Origin of the sequence: Novosphingobium sp. SG707 (genome assembly GCF_012275515.1) — a bacterium.
Lineage (GTDB): Bacteria > Pseudomonadota > Alphaproteobacteria > Sphingomonadales > Sphingomonadaceae > Novosphingobium.
The window spans coordinates 1-18,887 of sequence record NZ_JAAZQL010000022.1 but is presented as its reverse complement, the minus strand read 5'-3'; the positions used below and the strand labels follow the sequence as shown (position 1 = coordinate 18,887).

Annotated in this window: 12 protein-coding genes and 1 pseudogene; 4 read left to right on the top strand and 9 right to left on the bottom strand. The window is 60.4% G+C overall.

What is annotated here, in order from left to right; translation table 11 throughout:
- Window positions 1-64: 64 nt before the first annotated feature.
- Window positions 65-982 carry a zincin-like metallopeptidase domain-containing protein gene (locus tag FHW92_RS25130; RefSeq protein ID WP_168606028.1) on the bottom strand — a complete coding sequence of 306 codons (918 nt, stop codon included), beginning with the start codon at window positions 980-982 and terminating at the stop codon, window positions 65-67.
- 540 nt (window positions 983-1,522) lie between these two features.
- Here FHW92_RS25130 and FHW92_RS25125 point away from each other — a divergent pair.
- Window positions 1,523-2,074 carry a hypothetical protein gene (locus FHW92_RS25125; protein ID WP_168606027.1) on the top strand — a complete coding sequence of 184 codons (552 nt, stop codon included), beginning with the start codon at window positions 1,523-1,525 and terminating at the stop codon, window positions 2,072-2,074.
- Window positions 2,075-2,207: 133 nt separating this feature from the next.
- On the opposite strand, the gene FHW92_RS25120 is transcribed toward FHW92_RS25125, so the two are convergent.
- The 8 genes and pseudogenes from FHW92_RS25120 to FHW92_RS25085 all read right to left on the bottom strand — a co-directional run bounded on the left by FHW92_RS25120 (window position 2,208) and on the right by FHW92_RS25085 (window position 14,229).
- On the bottom strand, window positions 2,208-3,434 hold the full coding sequence (locus FHW92_RS25120) for a hypothetical protein (RefSeq protein WP_168606026.1): 1,227 nt from the start codon (window positions 3,432-3,434) through the stop codon (window positions 2,208-2,210).
- Window positions 3,431-4,285 (bottom strand): AAA family ATPase, encoded by an 855-nt coding sequence (locus tag FHW92_RS25115; protein WP_168606025.1) that lies wholly within the window; start codon window positions 4,283-4,285, stop codon window positions 3,431-3,433. Before FHW92_RS25115 ends, FHW92_RS25120 begins: the two co-directional genes overlap by 4 nt.
- Window positions 4,282-5,025, bottom strand: a complete 744-nt coding sequence (locus FHW92_RS25110) for a hypothetical protein (protein ID WP_168606024.1) — start codon at window positions 5,023-5,025, stop codon at window positions 4,282-4,284. The genes FHW92_RS25115 and FHW92_RS25110 overlap by 4 nt, the downstream gene beginning before the upstream one ends.
- Before the next feature lie 131 nt (window positions 5,026-5,156).
- Window positions 5,157-6,242, bottom strand: coding sequence for a DNA cytosine methyltransferase (locus FHW92_RS25105; RefSeq protein ID WP_168606023.1), 1,086 nt, complete (start codon window positions 6,240-6,242; stop codon window positions 5,157-5,159).
- Window positions 6,239-7,522, bottom strand: coding sequence for a DNA cytosine methyltransferase (locus tag FHW92_RS25100; protein ID WP_168606022.1), 1,284 nt, complete (start codon window positions 7,520-7,522; stop codon window positions 6,239-6,241). The genes FHW92_RS25105 and FHW92_RS25100 overlap by 4 nt, the downstream gene beginning before the upstream one ends.
- Window positions 7,523-7,983: 461 nt before the next feature.
- Window positions 7,984-11,331, bottom strand: coding sequence for a hypothetical protein (locus FHW92_RS25095; RefSeq protein WP_168606021.1), 3,348 nt, complete (start codon window positions 11,329-11,331; stop codon window positions 7,984-7,986).
- 443 nt (window positions 11,332-11,774) lie between these two features.
- Window positions 11,775-12,425 (bottom strand): annotated as a pseudogene (gene rpsB, locus FHW92_RS25090) (30S ribosomal protein S2); the annotation flags it as partial.
- Between the two features lie 922 nt (window positions 12,426-13,347).
- Window positions 13,348-14,229: a hypothetical protein gene (locus FHW92_RS25085; RefSeq protein WP_168606020.1), complete on the bottom strand. Its 882-nt coding sequence runs from the start codon at window positions 14,227-14,229 to the stop codon at window positions 13,348-13,350.
- Window positions 14,230-14,850: 621 nt separating this feature from the next.
- Between FHW92_RS25085 and FHW92_RS25080 the strand changes: the two genes are divergently transcribed.
- The 3 genes from FHW92_RS25080 (at window position 14,851) to FHW92_RS25070 (ending at window position 18,651) form a co-directional block, all read left to right on the top strand.
- Complete coding sequence (locus FHW92_RS25080; protein ID WP_168606019.1) at window positions 14,851-15,465, top strand: hypothetical protein; 615 nt, start codon at window positions 14,851-14,853, stop codon at window positions 15,463-15,465.
- A gap of 207 nt (window positions 15,466-15,672) precedes the next feature.
- Complete coding sequence (locus tag FHW92_RS25075) at window positions 15,673-16,311, top strand: hypothetical protein (RefSeq protein ID WP_168606018.1); 639 nt, start codon at window positions 15,673-15,675, stop codon at window positions 16,309-16,311.
- Window positions 16,312-16,521: 210 nt separating this feature from the next.
- Window positions 16,522-18,651 carry a hypothetical protein gene (locus FHW92_RS25070; RefSeq protein ID WP_168606017.1) on the top strand — a complete coding sequence of 710 codons (2,130 nt, stop codon included), beginning with the start codon at window positions 16,522-16,524 and terminating at the stop codon, window positions 18,649-18,651.
- Window positions 18,652-18,887: the final 236 nt, after the last annotated feature.

The following is an 18,887-nucleotide window of genomic DNA, read 5'->3' as shown; positions in this document are numbered from 1 at the left end:
CGGAGCAAAGCCTGTCAGATAACGGCGGAATCGGGCGAGTTTTAGGAGTTGAAGCCGCGTTCCTTCACATTATCGACACCTCGCGATTACTGGAATTATGCTCACCTCGCCATAATTCCAGCCATGATCCGAGGTAATCGGCATGGCGCACGGTCGGGACAATGCCCAGCGCCGCACAGAGGAAAGCCGAACCCATTTCCGCCACCAGTTCCTCGCGGGCATAGTCCTTGCTGCCAAAGGGATTGGTGAGCTTGCGATTCAGCCGCGAGCCATGACCTGTGGCATGGCAAAGCTCGTGCAGGGCCGTGCGGTAATAATTGATCTGCTCAAAGAAGGCCGGTTGCGGGGGAACCTGCACATAATCGGCAGAGGGCACATAGAAGGCCTTGGCCCCGCCGATGCGGAAGGGCACGCCTGAGGCGGTAATGACTTCCTCGGCCAGCGGCACGATCTCACGCTCAGGTAAGGGCGCAGGATCACCGAAAAGCTCTTTGCCCTGCCCTTCGCCCAGCCCCTCGCATTGCGCGACATTGAAGACGGTAAAGCGCTTGAGGAAGGGAACAGACCTTGCATCCTCGCCGCTCTCCTGCGCGCGCGCCTTCTCGGCCTGCGGGGTGAAACGGTCGGCATAGACCACGGTCACGCCCTTCTCGCCCTTGCGGACATTGCCGCCTGCTTCCAGAGCCTGCCGAAAGGTCAGCCAGCCTTGGGAAGGATAGCCTCCCTCGATCACGCTGCCCCAGAGCAGCAGAACATTGACGCCTGAATAGCTTCTGCCGGTCAGCGCATTGTGCGGCAGGGCAGGACATAGGCCACCCTGCCCCGCACCATCCACCGTCCCCCATGGCTGCCCCCATGGAAAGCGCCCCGCCTCAAGCTGGGCGATGATCTTGGCCGTCACTTCATCGTAAAGCGAATTACGGTTCCCGCCGCGCGGCGCTTCACCCTCGCCCGCAGCACGACACTTGCTTGTCTGACGCATGGTATCCTCCTTGCGCCACCCCAAACCAACATTGGCTTCCCATTGGAGCGTGGGTGGGCGGCACCAGCGCCGTTCAGGGCGGGACCACAGGGCCGGGCTGCACCTTTGGCCGCAACAACGTGGAGGAGCCGGGCAGAAGGCACGGCTTGCAGCCCGGACGGGACCGCCCAAAAGGGCGCGCCGCCCACCCGCGCTCCGAGGGGAAGGCCACACCAACGCCGCCGCGCAGCAGCGCGGCGTCAGCAGTGAGACTTCAGATCTTTGGACAAAGGATCGTCACCCGCAGGGACGGAACGCAGATAGGCGGTCCGGGGGCGCCAATGGCGACCTAGAGCCTGATCATGGACGGCGCGGAAGCGGCGGGCAGGATGGCCCAAACATCGTCACCCTTGCCGACCAAAGACCTTTTCTTTGCGAGGTGGATCCAGCCGAAGCCGGGAAATGGCACCAGTCTGAACTCTGAAATTTCGGTGTTTGCCAAATTAACGGCTTAGCGCCAATTTGTCCTCAGTCCTAGGACAGCGGACAAACGAGCTCGCCATGAAAAGCCAAGATATCGTTATATTGCTCAAGCTCGTAAGCCTGGAGGACCAGATCAGGCAGGGCTGCCTTGATGAACCGCCCGGCTCCGACCCGTTTGCATTGCGAAACCTGGAAGGTGCCTTGGGCATCAGCAAAACAGAGATAGGCGCATCACTGCGGCGCAGCATCACTGCGACATTGGCGATTAAGCTCAAAGATCGCCCCAAGGTGAACCGCCGTAACCTGACCAAATTTGTCCAGCACGGGCTGAAATACGTGTTCCCCGTCAAACCCGGCGCACCGCAGCGCGGCGTCGCCACCGGCTTTGCCGCGCCCATGCTCAAAGGGCAACTCGTCAGCTCCAGCGCGGATATTTATGTGTGGCCTCACGCCGAAGGAAACCAGCGAGGCTTGGCAATAACCCCCTTGTTCAAATCTGTGCCCGAGGCGGCTCTCAAAGATGAGAAGCTTTACGAATTTCTGGCACTGATCGATGCGATCAGACTGGGCAATCAGCGCGAGGCAAATCTCGCCCAGGACCTATTTGAAGTACGGATAAACCGTTCATGAGCGTTCAAGGCGAACTTCTCGCGATGCTGGAAGCTGTTGCCGAAGCCTTGGGGGATGATCTGTGCCGGAAGATGGTGTCGGTGGGCTAGGCGTACGTAAGCCCCTAAGAACCTCGTACGGCAGTTGTCTGAGTCTAATCCGCAGATAGCCCCACCGCCAAGAGCGTCTGGCGAAGATCATCCTCGAAGCGATCAAACCTGATACCGCAGGACCATATCTCACAACCACCAGCCGCCCGGCCCAGATAACGGGCGTCGAAACCCGCTTCGCTCGGGAAGATCAGGAACGCCTTGGTAGTATGATACGCAGATGCGTGACAAAGCAACTCATGCACATCGGCGCTGGACGGCCAATGCGACAGGTCCTTGTATTTCGCATCAGCTATCGCGACTGTGTTGGCGGCGTTCCGGATCACTACGTCGGGGTTCGCCGCATAACGGCCGGAGGAGGGTTGAAACAATGGGGGCCGCCGCACAGCCTTTTCCACCCGATAAGCATTGCCCAAGAGCTTGCCCAGCGAACTGCGAACCGCAGTTTCGAACTGCGTCTCCAAATTGACGAACCAAGAACGGCCAATTGTCCGATTCCAGTCGTCCGCTCCACCGAAGCCCGAGGAATCGAGCACTGCCGCAGCAAGCGTCCCCGCTTCACCGATGGGCGAATCCGAACCGTATTGCGCCGATGCGTCGGCCGCCGCCGCGAAGAGCGCATCGCAGGAGGCCCGCAGGACGTTCGAGAGACATTCTTCAAGAATGCTTGCCAGCGCTCGGGCCGAAGCCAGATCCCGCCGAGCGATCGGTACGGTTTTGGAAATGCGTTCGATCTGCCGAAGTGCGGCATAGATGGTGCGGTTGAACGGAACGTCCGCTGTCACCACGCTTCTCACAAAGGCTGCCTGATGCCGCATTCCCTTTGAGTGGAGGCGTGCGGTCCCCCTGACGTCCAGGCGACCGCCGACCAGCGTACCCCTGTCCGGCCGGCCGGCATAATCGATGAGCTTATGGCCGCTCAGATATCGGCGAGCCGCCCCAATAAAGAGCGCGATCAGAAGAGGCGTCGAATATTTGTCTGGGGTTACCGGTGCCTGCGTAGGCGTCGTCGTCAGCGTCTTGGCGGAACCCAACGACAGAAGCGTGGCGAACGACCCATCGAACTTCTCAGAGATCTCGAGCACTTCACCGCCGATGATCGCTCGTCCGACATAGCATGCGCCCCTCAGCTGCCATCCGCCTTCCTTCCGCGATTCCGCACTCAAGATCCCGGCATTGACCAACTTCCAGAACTCCTTCTCCCGCGAAAGCCGCGTCCAATCGGCGACGCCGATCAACGTCGTCCCGCGCTCGGGAACGGAAATGGTCACTGGCCAACGACTTCAGGCTGCGGCGTTCGGTACGATGCGTCCTTCCAAGGATAGGCGGCCGCAATCACCTCCGAGAATGGATGAGGGTCCAGCAGCGGACGATAGAGCATCCGCCGCAATCTCTGATGCCAAAGCGGAGCGAGGTCTTCCTCATTGGAAACCTCTGCAAATACACCGTGACCGAAGGGCATCAACGTTTCGAAATCGTCGGGAAAGGCCTCTCGACAGTTGGCAAATACGCGGCTGAGCGGTTCGGCGACATGCTCCGGTAGTCCGTTAGCCGACAACATTTCCATGAGCTGTGCGATATCTGGTGGAAAATCGATAATTCGGAGCCGCCGCAGCAACGCATCGTCGATGTCGATTGCCGACCGATCCACGGGATTGAAGGTGGCAAGGATCGTCAGGTTCGGCGCCACCCTGACGGCTCGGCGGCTGAACATTGTATAGAATTGCCGATCGCGATGCTCGACATAGGTCAGCAGTTCGCCGAGAACTGAAGATAAATTTGCCCGCGTGAGTTCCTCAACGAGCAGGACATAGCGAAGCTCGCCGTCTTCCGTCGCCAACTCGTTCCATTCCATAAAGACGCCGCTCGCGGCCGAAACGGCCCCGCCGGCCTCAATCCGCAGACCTTCGACGAATTCCTCATAGCTGAACGAAGGGTGGAACTGGACTTCCCGCACGCGGGTCGGCTCGGCAGCATGCCGCTGTGCGGCGATGGCGGCGATGAAGCTCTTCCCGGTGGCCGGAACGCCGGCAAGCGCAATGATCGATGTCTCACCATAGTTTTCGCAAGCACGAACGACATTCGCTATCTGATCTTCGGTCGCCGGTCCGTAATTGCTCATCTGAGATCCTTTGGGAGTCCGGCGTTCGCCGAGATGTAACGCACGTAGTCTGCCTCGTTTGCGAAGTCCCAATGCCGATGCACGATGGATGCAGCGTCGCGCAAGACCCGCCGATTTCGTGGTGGTATTTCATAATGGCCAGAAGCAGAGGTTCGCTTGTCGGTAATGAGGGTCCAACCGAATGACGCCCAGGACATCCAAACCAAGATCCGGTCGTTCTTTGCGGCTTCCGACACCGTTTCATCGCCAAGCAGGGATATGTCCTCCGCTTCCCGCGCCTCCCGTATGGCGCTGATGGCGCGATCCAGATCCCTTTGGTTCCTTGTTTTCAGAATGGCCCGATTGAGCTCGTCAGAGGAAATGCGGAAGTCCAGCGCCAGCATCGCGCGCCAAATGAATGCGAAGGGGAATACCCGAACATCCTCGTCGTAATTCCTTCCCTCCCGCATGGGCGTCCGCAATTGGCAGGCCGCGAGCGCCTGCGCGGCATGGCGCCCGAGCACCAGGGAGTTCTGCGGTTTCAGCAGCGGCCTCCACCGGGCCACGGCATTGCCCAGATCTGTAACGGCGAGGCGCCCGATTACAGGATCCTCGTATAATAGGCCGATCGTGCGATAGAGCTGCCGCAGATCGCGGTATCGTTTCGGATTTGGCTGCTCGCCCGGCACCGCAGCCCGGGCGTGGTCGTAGTGAAGCTTGGCCAGCACTTCCTCGGCAGTATCGCCAGCACTGGCAAGCATTACGTCAAGATTGTCAGGCGACCGAAGCGGGTCGGGAAAAAGACGAAAGCTTGAGCGAAAAGAACAGCTCCAAGTCACAGTCTAAACCCCATTACCCCTGTGAACTCTGTCTGCGGAAAAGACGATGTGTGTCAAGCCGTTTGAAGGCTTGGACTTGTTGCAAGAACCTCTATGGGATCATCGCAGACTTGCATATGCAGAAATCGAAGCGCCGCCGCGCCCACGGCTTGCGCCAAAGGCGGCGGAACGGCATTGCCGATCAGCGCGGCGATTTCATCCTGCGTGCCTAGAAACACATGGTCGTCCGGGAAACCTTGAAGTCGCGCACCTTCGCGTAAAGTTATGTTTCGATCCTGCTCTGGGTGAGCGAAACGCCCGCGGGTAAAGCTGTCGAAGCGCGCGGTAATGGTTGCCGCCGGCTTGTCGAACGAGAGACGACCGTACACGCTCCGATGACCGATCCGCGCAGCACCGTCCTTATGGGCATTGACGCGCAGTTCTACTGGCAGGTCCTCAAAGCCACCTCCTGGCGGAATATACCGCAGGCGACGCAGATTCAACTCCGACAACTTCATTCGGCGATGCAAAGGATCTCCCGGAAGCGGCGAATGATCCTGGGGTGGTTCCGGCAGGTCGCCAATGGCGCTGCGTACTGAATGCGGTTCCGCGGTGATTGGCTCGGGAAACGCGAACTCGCCCTTCATAGCGTTCGGCCATCCGACTACGATCACGCGCCGTCGCATTTGCGGCACCCCATAATCCGACGCGTCCAAAATCTTCCAGGTCAGCGAATAACCCGCCTCAGAAAGCAGGCTTTCAAAGCGGCGGAAATGATCTCGCCCCCGATGACCAAGAAGCCCGGGCACATTCTCCATGATGAACAGCTTAGGGCGAAGGCTGATCACGGTTTTTCCGAAACAAGCCACCAGATCGTTGCGATCGTCGAAATTTTTGCCGATGCGCTGAATCGAGAATCCCTGGCAGGGCGGGCCACCCACGACGACATCGACCGGCTTGTCGAGCCCCATTTCAGCCAGCTTCGCCGCATCCAGGTCACCCGCATCGGTCAGCCAAGCGTCATGGTCAAAATTTGCTCGATAGCTACGGATGGCCGGTTCCCAAGAATCGACGGCTCCCACGACCTCAAAGCCCGCAGCTTCAAGGCCGCGCGTAAGACCGCCGGTTCCACAGAAAAGGTCGAGTGCTCTAAACGTCATGCGGCTTCCGAGCGGTGTGCGGCTCCGGCGTCAGCGATCGACCGGTGCCCGGCCTTGATTGCCGGAATCATTCGCGAAAACGACGGACCGATCGGCCCAACGATGTCGCGTCGTTCGTTCCCGACCACAAAGTCAGGCGACAAAGCCTCGGCCACGTACGTCGCGAGCGACGCGGCGAACATCGGCGGCACAGCGTTCCCGACCTGGCGGAATCGGCTGTCGAAGCTTCCCTCGAAACGATAGTCGGACGGGAAGCCCTGCAGAAGTGCGGCTTCGCGGATCGATAGGCCGCGATGCTGTTCGGGATGAACGTAGCGACCGCTCGCAGGATTGCGCGAATAGGCGGTCATCGTGATGGCGGGACGATCCCACCAGAGCCGGCCATAAACATCCTCATAGGCTGCACGTCCCTGCTTCGCCGCCGCCCGCCTTAGACAGTCGGGCCCGACATCGATGGGCCTGCTGCCTCCGTCGATCGGCACTCGCCTGATCGTCTCGACCGTCGCTGCGCGGTGACCTGCTGTCACATGCATAGGATCGCCGGGAGCAGGCACCCCTGGAAGAATTGCAGGCAGTCGACCGATCGCATCGCGAACGGTTCTATACTCACCGCGCGCAAGGAAGCCCTTCGGCATACCAACCGGCTTGCGCATTGCGATCAAAAGCGCGCGAAACCGATGCTGAGGGACGCCGAATTCGGCCATGTCATGGATGGCGATCCGAGACTCGTAACCTGCCTTCGCTAGGAGCCGGCGGGCTTCGGCCACGAGCGGCCAGTATCGGTCAGTGAGGATCTCGGGAACATTCTCCGCGATAATCACGTCGGGCTGCACCTCGGCCGCGATCCGGGCGAATGCGACGAACAGGGAGTTGCGAAGATCCCCATTCCCGCTCGCGTTTCGATGCGAGGAGAAGCCCTGACAGGGCGCGCAGCCGATCATCACCAGCGGGGCTGTGGGCGACTGCCGGCACGAATTTATGAGTTGCTTTGTACCGGACAGGTCCTTCGACAGATCGAAGACATCCCTCTGTTGGGCCACCGGGCTGAGATTGGCCTTATAGGTATCGACCGCGTCGGCATCATTATCGATTGCGAGCGCCAACCTATAAGTTGGCGAGATGCCGTTAACGGACAGGAAGCCGGCCGAAGTGCCACCGCAACCTGCGAAGAAGTCGACGACGTCGATGCGCCCCGGGGCCGCAGCTTTGGCAGCAAGCCATCGAGAATCCATTCCCAGCGCGGCAGACCGAACGTCCAGCCGCGAACTATCTTCGACCATGGAATTCCCCTTTATCGCCGCCTGTCGAATAGAGACGGCTGCTCATCAAATTTCTCGTGATCTAGGTGATCGCGAATCAGGCGTGCGATCAGCGTGCTCTTCTTGAAGCCACGCACCCGACAGTAGGCGTCGAACCGCCTTGCCTCGCCAGGCTCCAAAAGAACGGAAATTTTTGCGCTATGCTCAGTCATACGCACTTCTGCTGCCTAGTTCTCATTTGTACTCATTTTGTGCCAAAGGTCAAGACCGTTCGGCGCCTCACTCGGCCTCAACGTCGAACGTGCTCGGGCACAGCTGTCCGGCACAATCAGCGGGCAACGGAACAACGGGCGTCTCGGACGGTACGCTCTGCCGGTGGAATAGCGAGCCGCACGCCTTGTCGGTTGTTTGAAAGGCACGTGGGCGAGGCCGATCCGCGATACCGTCACACCCATTCTTCAAGCTACCGTGAGCCGTATGCACTACTTCGGGAGCAGGCCAGCGATGAACGTCACGACGGGTGTGGCGGCGGCGATCACGCCAAGCAGCGATACATATCCGATGCTTGTCCGAAACCCGTAGACGTCGGGAAGACGGGCGGGACTTTGTCCGTTCACCGAGAGCGACCGCGCATCAAACGCCAGTACCCCGACAAATAGTAGGAACAGCGCCAGCGGCACCATGCGCGACAGCTGAATCCCGTCTGTGGTCGAGAACAGGCTGCTGATGCCGTAGGTCAGCAGCACGCCTGCGAAGAACACGAGCGCTTTCACGAAGCCATCGTCCCCCCGGATCCGATGAAAGCTGAACCCGAACAGAAATCCCAGCATGAGCCATAGGAAGCTGGCGTTCATCAGCGTGCCAGCGAACAGCAGGAGGCCTGAAACGCCGATCACGGGGCTATCCACGAAGGCCGTCTGCGCGCCGGCTCCGACGGTATGCGCGATCGTGTAGTTCGGATCCGCCAGTGCTGCGCTGGCGAGGTGCGCCCATTGCTTGAGAGGACCCTCGATCTCCGGGCCACGAAGCGACGAGACGAACTGGAGCACCGTTCCAAAGCAGAGCCCCATGAGCGCCCCGAGCGCGCCGTTCTCGAGGGGCGACTTGCCCGGACCGTATTCAAGCAGACGCTTCTTTGCCTCGTTTGGCGAAACGCCAAGTTCCTCCGTCCCCTTCTGCCGCGCGGCGTTGATCGCGGCGCGCTGCGTCATCAGCGCATCGTATTCGAGGGTCGCCGCTGAATACTGTCCGTCGACCGCCTTGCGGCGGGCATCGAACAGCATCTCGTCCGAACGCAGCTGGACGAGGCGGCGCGCGGTGCCAGCATCGGCCCGCTTGTTAGGTAGCTCGGTCCCATCGTCAACCACCAGCCGCTGGAAGGCGAACCAGCCGACAACCACCGCGATGGCGGTGGACAGGAACTCGCCCGTCCAGAGCGCTAGGTATCCGGCGAAGAGCCCGGCTAGCAGGTCAACCTCCTCGGCGTTGAAAACGAACATTCCGAGCGGTTCGGTCCGGTCGCCCTCGGGAGCGTAGGCCCGCAGCATGCTTATCGCCGCGACCGCCGCCACGGCGAGGCCAAACGACTGGAAGATGCCGAGTATCTCGATGATCCCCATGTCGGCCGTCGCGGCGTTCACATCGGGCGCGATCAGGCGCGGAAGCGCGAAGAGGACCGATAGGACGACGATCACTGTCGTCGTAGCGTAGCGCCAGATCCACTCCCGCCAACGGTCGCTCACGATATCGCGGAGCACCCCCCTGAAAGCTACCAGCAGCATGGCGTAAACCGTTACCGGCAGGACGCCGTAGGCCAGGAACGACACCAAAGAGATCGCGGCCGCGTAATTTAAGTCGCTGGACTGCCCCATCGCGATGCGCGCGGCCTCGACGGCGTAGCTCACGAGCGGCAGGAGCACAGCGAAGCAGCCCGCGAGTGCGCTCTCGCGTATAAAGCCGCACTGGCCCGATAGAGCGCGCAGCGCCCAGGCCAGCGGTATCCATGCGGTCAGGAGACCCATCGTGATTGCGGCGAACGTGACCGCCGGTACGTCCGACGGTTCCGCCGCGCCGTCGAGCAGGAGGTGCGCGCCCGATCCGGGGACATTCATCTGCCACGGCGAGGTCTGGATCAGCAGTAGCGCCAGCAGCGCGGCGGCGGCCACCAAGGAGGCCAGCGGCCAGATGACTGAGCCGGGGCCCCTCTGCCTGACGGCGTCCCCGCTCTCCTTGGCGCGCATGAATGGCAAGAGGACGAAGGAAAGGGCTATCGCCGCAGGGGTGAAGGGGTCTAGCCAGACTGTGCCGCCGTCCGCTCGCGACTCGCCTAGGAGGCTCCACACGTCCAGGGCCCGCATCGCTTGGTAGAAGATCTGGAAGAAGAACGGTTGCGAGGCGGCCGCGAGCGCCAGCAGCAGCAGGGAGTAAAGCCCCGCAAGCACGGTCCGCCGCTTGTCGGTCAGGCTGTCCGGGAGGCTCGTAAAGCGCCTGATGACCAAGATCAGCAGGATGATTGGAGTGCCGGCGGCGATACCCGACATGAGCGCCAGCAACCAGCTTGGGAGCGATCCGATTGCGTTGCTCCACGCCAGCCCAATCGGCGAGGGCGAGTTGGCCGCTGAGGCCGAGCCGATCAGGCGCGCGTTGACGGTGCGCGTGAATGCCGTGACGTCAGGGTCGACCTGAAGGTTCGCGGGAGTGCCGGTGGAGGTTCCGCTGAACGACACGTCGTCGGCGCCGCTGACACGCGTCGGCGGGCGGGAGTAGCTCACGCTGTCGCCGAACCCGACGAACCTGAGCGTGTCCGTCGGAGCTGTAGGGAAGCCGATCTCCCGGCGGCGGACAAGCGCCGGGGGAGAGCTGACGTGCGCGGCGATGTCGATGCATTGGGCAGTGCTCCTGACCGACAGCGTATCCCGCCCAGGTTTAGCCATGGCCATCGCGCTATCCAGTTGCACCCCTGTCACCCGCATCACCAGCTCGGGCGGCGAGATCAGGCCCGACACGGCCCACCGTCCAAGTGCGCTGTCGGTCGGCACGCAAGCCTCGGTGTCAATAGCGATGCTTCCGTCGTTGGCCCGCGAGAGCGTCGCGACCCGCTTGAAGAATTCCGGGGTAAGCTCGATGAGGCCGGGAGGGGCCTTGTCGATATTGACGAAGCCGAATCCGGAATCGTCCACTTGGACGTGGTGCTGGTCGTCGATCCGGTGCAGGTCGCCGGGATTGCCCTCGTATAGCAGCTTCGCGCCTTTCCCGTCCTTCCATCCGCCGACCAGGCGCGGGTCGCCGGAACCTGAACCGACGGTGACGCGGATCGGGAATCCGAGCTGCGGGTCTTGGAACTCGCCGAACATCGTCGGCCAGTATGAAGGGAGAGCGTTATGGAACCGGATACCGAACCCGGCCATGTCCGACCGGGCGACGGCGACGATGTTGGTGCCGGGATGTAGCTGGATGTCGCTGAAGCGTATCTTGGCCTTGCTCGTCGACCGAGTCGCGACCAAGCCACCGTTGACTAGGAGCGACACCGCTTGGCCGCCGGGGGCGGTCGCAACAAACTCAACGCGCTGCGTCCCTTCACCCTCGCAGATCTGCAGGTCGCGCGCCTGCCCGACCTCGTCGAGATTCTGCGCGAGGGGTGTAGTCTCGATCGTCCTGCCGCATCCGGTAACACTGACGAGGACTGGAACGTCGTCGCGCAGGCCCATCAGTGCCAGCCCCCGAAGGGCAACCGTGTTCGCGATCTGGGTGATGGCCATGAAGCACATGGCCGCTGTAAGCACCTCGAGCACAGTGATCCAGGTGCGTCCGCGGATTGCCGCCACAGTCATGCACCCAGACCTTCCACGAGGCCTTGGCGCTCAGAGGAGGGCACGCTAGCTTGCCGCGTCGCGCGAGCGCTATCGGTCGCTGCAGTCGCCGTGCGATCAGCCATTTCGTCCCGCCCCCCTGTCGCACCCGCGCCATGTGATTCTCGCAGCGCCCGCCATCGGGAACCGATGCCTGTTGAAGAGAATGTCGCGAATACCACGGTATGTAAATCGCGATTCCGCGACAATGGATCAGTAGTGAAGAAGTCGAGAGGTCTTCGCTTGAAGCAAGGAAAACTCGGATCTTTCGAGCAAAGAAACCACTGTCCGCACGAGCGGAAAGTAGCCGATGCCTAGACTTTATGCGCCCTCCCTGGGGACCACACCTTCTAAGCCTTGTGGACGGGGCCTAAGGGCGGCGAGGCGAGTTCACGGTCATGTCGCGCATGCGCGACCATCTCTCTCCGAGTAGCTGCAATGGCGATTGCTTCGCAATACAGGCGGATCGCGCGGCTGGCATCGTCGTTCGCCGGGACCGGAAAGGCAATGCCCTCTGGCGAGACGTTCGAATCGAGAATTGCAACGACCGGGATGCCGAGCACGTTGGCTTCCTTGATCGCCAGTTCTTCCCTGTTGGCATCGATCACAAACATTACGTCCGGGATACCGCCCATGTCGCGGATACCGCCGAGGGACAACTGGAGCTTATCGCGCTCACGAGTAAACTGCAGCACTTCCTTCTTAGTCAGGCCGTGCGTGTCGCCCGAAAGCTGCTCTTCCAGCATCGTGAGGCGCTTGATCGATTTCGAGATCGTTTTCCAACTAGTGAGCATGCCGTTGAGCCAGCGGTGGTTGACGTAGTGTTGACCGCAGGCGCGCGCGGCCTGAGCGATCGGCTCCTGCGCCTGGCGCTTGGTGCCAACGAACAGTACCTTGCCGCCGTTTTGGACAGTTGCCGAGACGAAATCGAGCGCGCGTGCGAACAGCGTCACCGTCTGCGACAGATCGAGGATGTGAACGCCGTTGCGGACCCCGAAGATGTAGGGCTTCATCCGGGGGTTCCAGCGGTGGGTCTGGTGGCCGAAGTGGGCGCCAGCTTCGATCAATTGATGCATGCTGACAATCGGCACCCCTTTTTCGACGGGAAGCAGATCGGCATCAGGTGGGAGCGGCGGGGTCGGAGGCGAGGGCGGCACGCCGCTGGCGTATGCGCGGGGCATGCTCGTGATCGCCGCTGGCGTGGTGGAGCCTAAGAGCAAGGCGAAAATCCGCTTGGCGGCGCCGGACCGCCGACCCGAGGCGGACCCCGCGTCTCTCTCGGGCCGGAGAGGAGGCCGCGCTGGACGACCGTCCGTCGCCTCGGTCCATGCCTCGGACAGCCGGTCGTGCCATTTCACTATCACATCTTTATGCCAGCCAACCTCGGTCGCGTAGGCGGCTAGGAGGCTGAGCCCCTGCCGCTTCGAGCTGTACAGCAACCGTTGGAACAGCCCGGCTGCCATCGCTGCCGCCAAGACGGGCGTGGCGGTCTCCGTCGACAAGCCAGCGTCGATTATGGCCTCGTCGAACGCCCGTCGGTTTCGTGCGATGGCAGCCTGGTGCCCGTCGATGTGCGAGAGCAGCGTTGCCAGCCTCGGTTTAGCCATTGCCAGCCCCCGATACCGCTCAATGGCGACTTCGGGTGGGAGAGGAGCTGAAGCGAAATTGTTCTTCAGGTAGACTTCAAGCCCGCGATCCGCCTCAAGCAGTCCCTCTAACCGGGTGGCAGCGCGCTCAGCGATGTCATCCTCCTCCTCTGCGTCGAGAATCATGATGAGCCGTCTCAACGCAAGGTCACGCGCGCGTTCGACCGCAAGCCTCTCGAGTGCGGCGGAAGGGTCAACGTCGCGCAGCACGATCACGTCGCCTGCCCGCCCGAACAGCCTCGCCACCTCGTACGCCGGCAGTCGCTTGACGGCGCCGTCGACACGCATGACGTCCGCCCCGTCGCCAGTCGGACGCGCGAGGAGGCCAAGTCGGCCCGAGATCAGCACCGCATCATCCAAGCTTCGTCTCCGAGATCGGAATGTCCCGTCTAGCAAGTCGACGCTTAACGCTTTCCCAATCGAGTTCCTGGTCCTCGTCGAAGCGACTCACATCCACGGTCACCTTCGCGAATGCCGTCGGCGCCACCGCTCCAAAGATGTGAACCTCGATGAATTCTGTGTCTCCCCGCCCGGGATCGTCTTCCAACAGAATGCTGGCGAACGCGTCCGCCTTGGTGTCTGCATGGATCTTGCTGTGCAGCTTGACGACCGCGAGCTCCGCTCGGCGCGACCACGAGGCCCTGTACCCTGGGGGTACGATCTCATCAGGTGCGAGCGGTTTATCCTTTAGGAAGGAGAACGGGTTTTGCCAGAAAACTGTCGCCCGAACCGCGATCCGGTCCGGAATGAGCGACACGTGGCAGCCGCCGTACCACCCCGAGCCGCGGTCAGTCAGCGACAGCGCCGCGTAATTAATTTCCTCATAATATTGCGGGTTCACCTTCCCGTCGTTCGCACTGCGGTTCATGTCCCACTTGTTGTCCTCAGCGACCCGGCTGCCAGCGTCGCGAGACTGCTTATAAAAACTGACCCACAGCTTGTTGGCGCTGACGATCGAGAGCAAGTCGACCGGAGCCATGACGGTCACGGCGGTGGACTTGGAGCACGCCAGCTCGAACTCGTTAAGCACGGCGCGGCTGCCGTCCGCGTCGGCCAGCGCGAAAGCGGTTCGGGCACGGGCATCAAGCGCGGCGACCTCTGCCGGGTCGTCTGCGTAACGCACGTTCGGATAGCCGACATCCGTGTGGCCGCAACCCGCGCAGCGCATCGCGGCGAACGCGATCTCGTCGTTGCAGTCTTTGCGCGGGCAGATGACGGGAGAGAGATGCATCATTTAACCATATAGACATTCTGCACAATGCCAATCTGGGATTACAGGGACTGGTACGAAAGCCCCTAAATGAACAGACAGCAGCTACTATGGGACGCGCTGGTACTCTGAATAGCCGCACTTAAAGCAGTAGAAATCAACAAGGCGAATCGAGCGGAATGGCTGGTGTTGGTAGATTGTGTTGGAAACCCGCCACTGAGATCGAGGGTAGTGTCAGCTTAGGCCCGATCCGGAGGGCTCGTCCCGGTGATGCGGGCGCTGGGGTGGCTGACATCGGGATCAGCTTAGCCATTTTGCGGAGGTTTAGAGCGGCGGCGGCGAGGAGGAACTCGTCTCTTGCGCAGTTTGGACCTCGCAGGCGCATGCGGTCAAGTTTGAGGATTCACTTGAGGTGGGCGAACATCCACCGCATCACTTCAAGTGTGGGGAGGCAGCTTTTCGTTCAACCAGCTTTAAAACCGGCGTAGAGCCAATAGCGAACGTTCCGACAGCCGCCCGGGTGAGGCTAATCAGACGCGCGCGCTCACGCCAGCCTATTGACCGCCTTTGAGACTTCCTCTTCACTGCGGATAATTACAAATGACTGTTACTTCTGCGTCCGCGCGTGCTGTATAGGATGCGTAGATGGCGACCACGGAGGGACAGATGGCCCTGGGCGAGAAGGAATGGCATGAGCATGCGGCGCTGATCGGTCGGGTGACCCTCGCCTGGAACCAAAATGTCCACCAACTGCTCCGTGTCCTTATCCATCTTACGGGGATTGAATCTCCGGTCGCCGATGCGATCTTCTTCAGTCCGCAATCGGACAGCGCGCAGCGCAAGCTGATCAAGCGCGTCGCGGAGGCGGTCGAACTCGGCGAGCAATACCGCGCATCCTTGGAGAAGATCCTTAAAAGGCTCGAAGAGGTGTCGTCGGGCCGCAATCTCGCGACTCACGTCATCTTCGGTATCTCGGCGTTCGATCCCGAGACCAACCATTGGGGCGCGACGGTCGTGCCGACGCTCAATCCGCCCCAAGACTCGAGGCTGCAGCCCGATTTCACCGCGCAATTCCAAGCCGTGGAACAGAAGCTCCACGCGCTCCACCGCGATCTTGAGAACCGGCTAATACATACACCCTTTCCGCCGCGCAGCTTCGACGGCCCACCGCTCCCGAAGGCCGCCGCGGCCGCGATCCAAGCTCGGATCGCCGAGCTTGATGCCGGATCCGGTGATGAGGGGCAGCCGATGTCGATGTGAATTGGCAGCCTTGCGCCCGCCAGTTCCTCGAGATAGTCGATTCGGACGCTAGGATATTCGTCGTAGGCCCGCAGGGCAGCGACTTTTGCGGGCAACGTAGCGACCCACTTGCGGTCGAGGCAAAAATTCTTGGCTGACCGCCAAGAGTGGGTTCCCTGATGCAAATACGACAGCGAGGTGGCGCCCGGCTTTGATCAACTATCCACGATGGATGAAAGGTCGCTCGTCTGGTCGCCCGGCCCGCAAAAAGACGCTCAGCATCCAATGTATGTTCACGTGGCAACGCCCATGCGCCATATTGTGAGGATGGCCAACAAACGAATCGATCCACGCCTGCGTGCACAGTTTAAGGAGACAGCGCGGATTATCATCAGTCGTGATCGTACGGCGCGTAAATTTGGATCGACCCAGAATACCGTCGGCGACATTGAACGCGCATTGGTTCAGGCGTTCCAGCTTGGCCAGGAGATAGGAGACAGCTCTTTCGCGCCGCCCAGACCAGATCATCTGGGGATTAGCTGGGAGGAGGTAAACCCTCGCGGTCGCGAAGTGCTGAGGGGCCTGTCATATGGCTCCAGCGACTACGGTATCGAAGATGCAATCGGCATGCAGAGTATGGAATTGGACGGTCGGACCCGCTGGGTGAAAATTTATCCCGACGGCCGCGTAAGCGATCATACAGTCGCCTCAGGTAGCGTGGATCCATTGGTACGTCTCGGCCTCCTTACGTCGCATGGAGACGGATTGCTGGTCCTTACGCCGAAGGGACGCGCAACCTGTGAGGCCTATTGGCGCCGCCGAGCAGCAAGCGATCTGACTCTGCCAAAGGAGAGCTTGCGAGCTTGATCTAAACCGAGCGGCTAAGGCTATGAACGATCCAAGCCAAGGCAGCAGAGATCAGCGGAACCCCCAAATTTGGTCGAGGCGAGGATGTCGGCGTGAAAAAGGTGTAAAATGCGCCAGGACAGAGCTTTGCGTGTAGCTTCCGACTTGACTTGAAGCCGCGATATCTTTCAAAAGTCACGTGATGAAACAGAGCGTTAAGATGGACCCGGTATGACTCTCGATATTCGTGGAAGCCGGAAGAACACCAAGCTCAGTTCTAACAAATATGTCGTGATCGACGAGCTAATCTCAAATTCGATCGACTCGTTTTTGATCCGTAATCACAATGATGGCACGGCGCGCTCCCTTGAAATCACAATCACGATCAATCTTTTCGAGGCAGATCTCTTCCCAGACATTATGGATGTCGCGATCTCCTGTACGGACAACGGCTGCGGCCTCGGCCCGGAACAGATCGACGCCTTCCTGACCAAAGACACATCCTACAAGGACGACCTGACGATTGCTGGCATCGGCAAGTGCAAAGGCGCTGGGCGGATCCAGTATTTCCTGAGCTTCGAGGAGGTCGGGGTCAAGAGCACCTATCGCGAGGGTGATCAGGTTTTGACGCGCGACCTGCCACTCTCGGGTGGCCGTAAGAAAATCGATCTCGCCGATTTCACCATTGCTCAAGGCGATGAGGAGGACATCGGCACCACAATCATCCTACAGGGCCTGCGCGATCAAGCACGTGACCGACTTAACCGCTCGGAAAGCCTTAGCGAGGCATTTTCCGCGATCAACATCCGCCGTCACATGCTCATGGCATTCCTGCAGCGACTGGTGAGCCTGAAGGCGGAACTCGGCGACTTTAAAATCATCTTCCAGACCGTCCACCCGACCGGACGAAGCGAAGAGGTCAGCCTGGAGCCTTCGGACCTACCGCCCGTGACGGATAGAAGGTCGATTCCCATCGAGGAGCGTGACCCGCAGAGCGGCGCCTATCTCCGATCAAGCAAGATCTTCAATCTAACACATTACAAGCTGAGCGACGAGCATTTCGACCTGCCCCGCAACGCAATTTCTTTCTGTGCTAAATCTTCCCCGGCGATGGACATCACGCGCCGCTATCTCAGAACCCAGGCCGAGCAGAACGGTGCAGTGCGCGGCTTTCATCACATCGTGCTGATCGAAAGCGACGTCCTCGACCGCCGCGTAAACGAGCAGCGCGACGGTTTCGACGGCATTCCCGAGGAAATTCCTGCCGGCGACATGTTTATCGACGAGACGGTCTCATTCGAGGCAATCTACGAGGCGATTGACCCTATCATCCAGTCGATGGTGACACCATCGGGTTGGAGCAAGGATGTGATCATTCAGGACGTGGAGGAAAAATTCGGTGTCCTCTCGACGATGATTTCCGACACTGAGACCCGCGTCAATTACGGCGACACCGCCCGATCAGTGGCCGAGCGCGTGCTCAAGAAATATCAGGACCGAGTGATCGCGGAAACCGCCGAGATCTTTGACCTCAAGCAGGAGATCGCCAAGGCCGAGCCGTACAGCGCCGATTATCGCGCCAAAATCAACGAACTCTCTTGGCGTTACACGTCCTCGCTCAAGACCTTCGACATGGCCAACCTCTCGCAGCTCGTGGTGCGCCGCGCCGCGATCGTCGAGGTCCTGGCCCTTGCTTGCGGCAGGAAGCTCGACGTCCAGCAAATTGAGGATAGCGACAAGAGGCGCATGGATGAATCCATTATTCACAGCATCTTCTTTCCGATGCGCAAGGACAGCACCGAGGCGCGCGATCATGACATCTGGTTGCTAAGCGAAGAGTACCAGTATTACGATTACATTGCCTCGGATAAGATGCTTTCCCAGATCGCATGGGACGAGAATTCCATGCTTTTCGAGACAGATGTCGATGATCGCCTCGCCGATATCCTCGCCCGCACGGCCAAGCAGAACAACGGGAAGCGCCCCGACATCGCGATCTTCGACAAAGAGGGATCTGCGATCATCATCGAGTTCAAATCGCCAGGAGTCAGCCTCGACGACCATATCGGCGACCTGTCGGAATACGCCACGCTTCTCTCGGCAAAATCGAACGGTAAGCTCAAGAAATTCTACGGTTATCTGATTGGCGACACGATCAACCGCACTCGCATTTCGGGTTGGACGCGTTTCCCGCAGGGCCAAGGCTATTTCCGCTCCACGCCGCTGGAGGACCCCGAGACCAATCGCGGCATTGGCGAACTCTATGCGGAAATCATGTTCTTTGACGATGTGGTCGATCGGGCGAGGAAGCGTATCGCCGCCTACAAGGACAGGCTGAAGGTCGATTTGAGCGAGGCCTGATTTCCCCGTTTTGGGAAGCTGCCGCCGTTTGCCCTGCAACCATGACAGGGCGAACGCCCTGATCGGGCGTACAGGTCGACCACACGGCAGATCAGGACAAGCTCATTTATCTGCAAAAATGACTGGCACAAGAGCCTGCTTTGAGGTGGTCTCGGTTTTCTGGACAGGGTGTTAAGCTCATTCCTGAGACAGGAATGGACAGACATGAAAACGACGAGAAAGCGCTACAGCGCGGA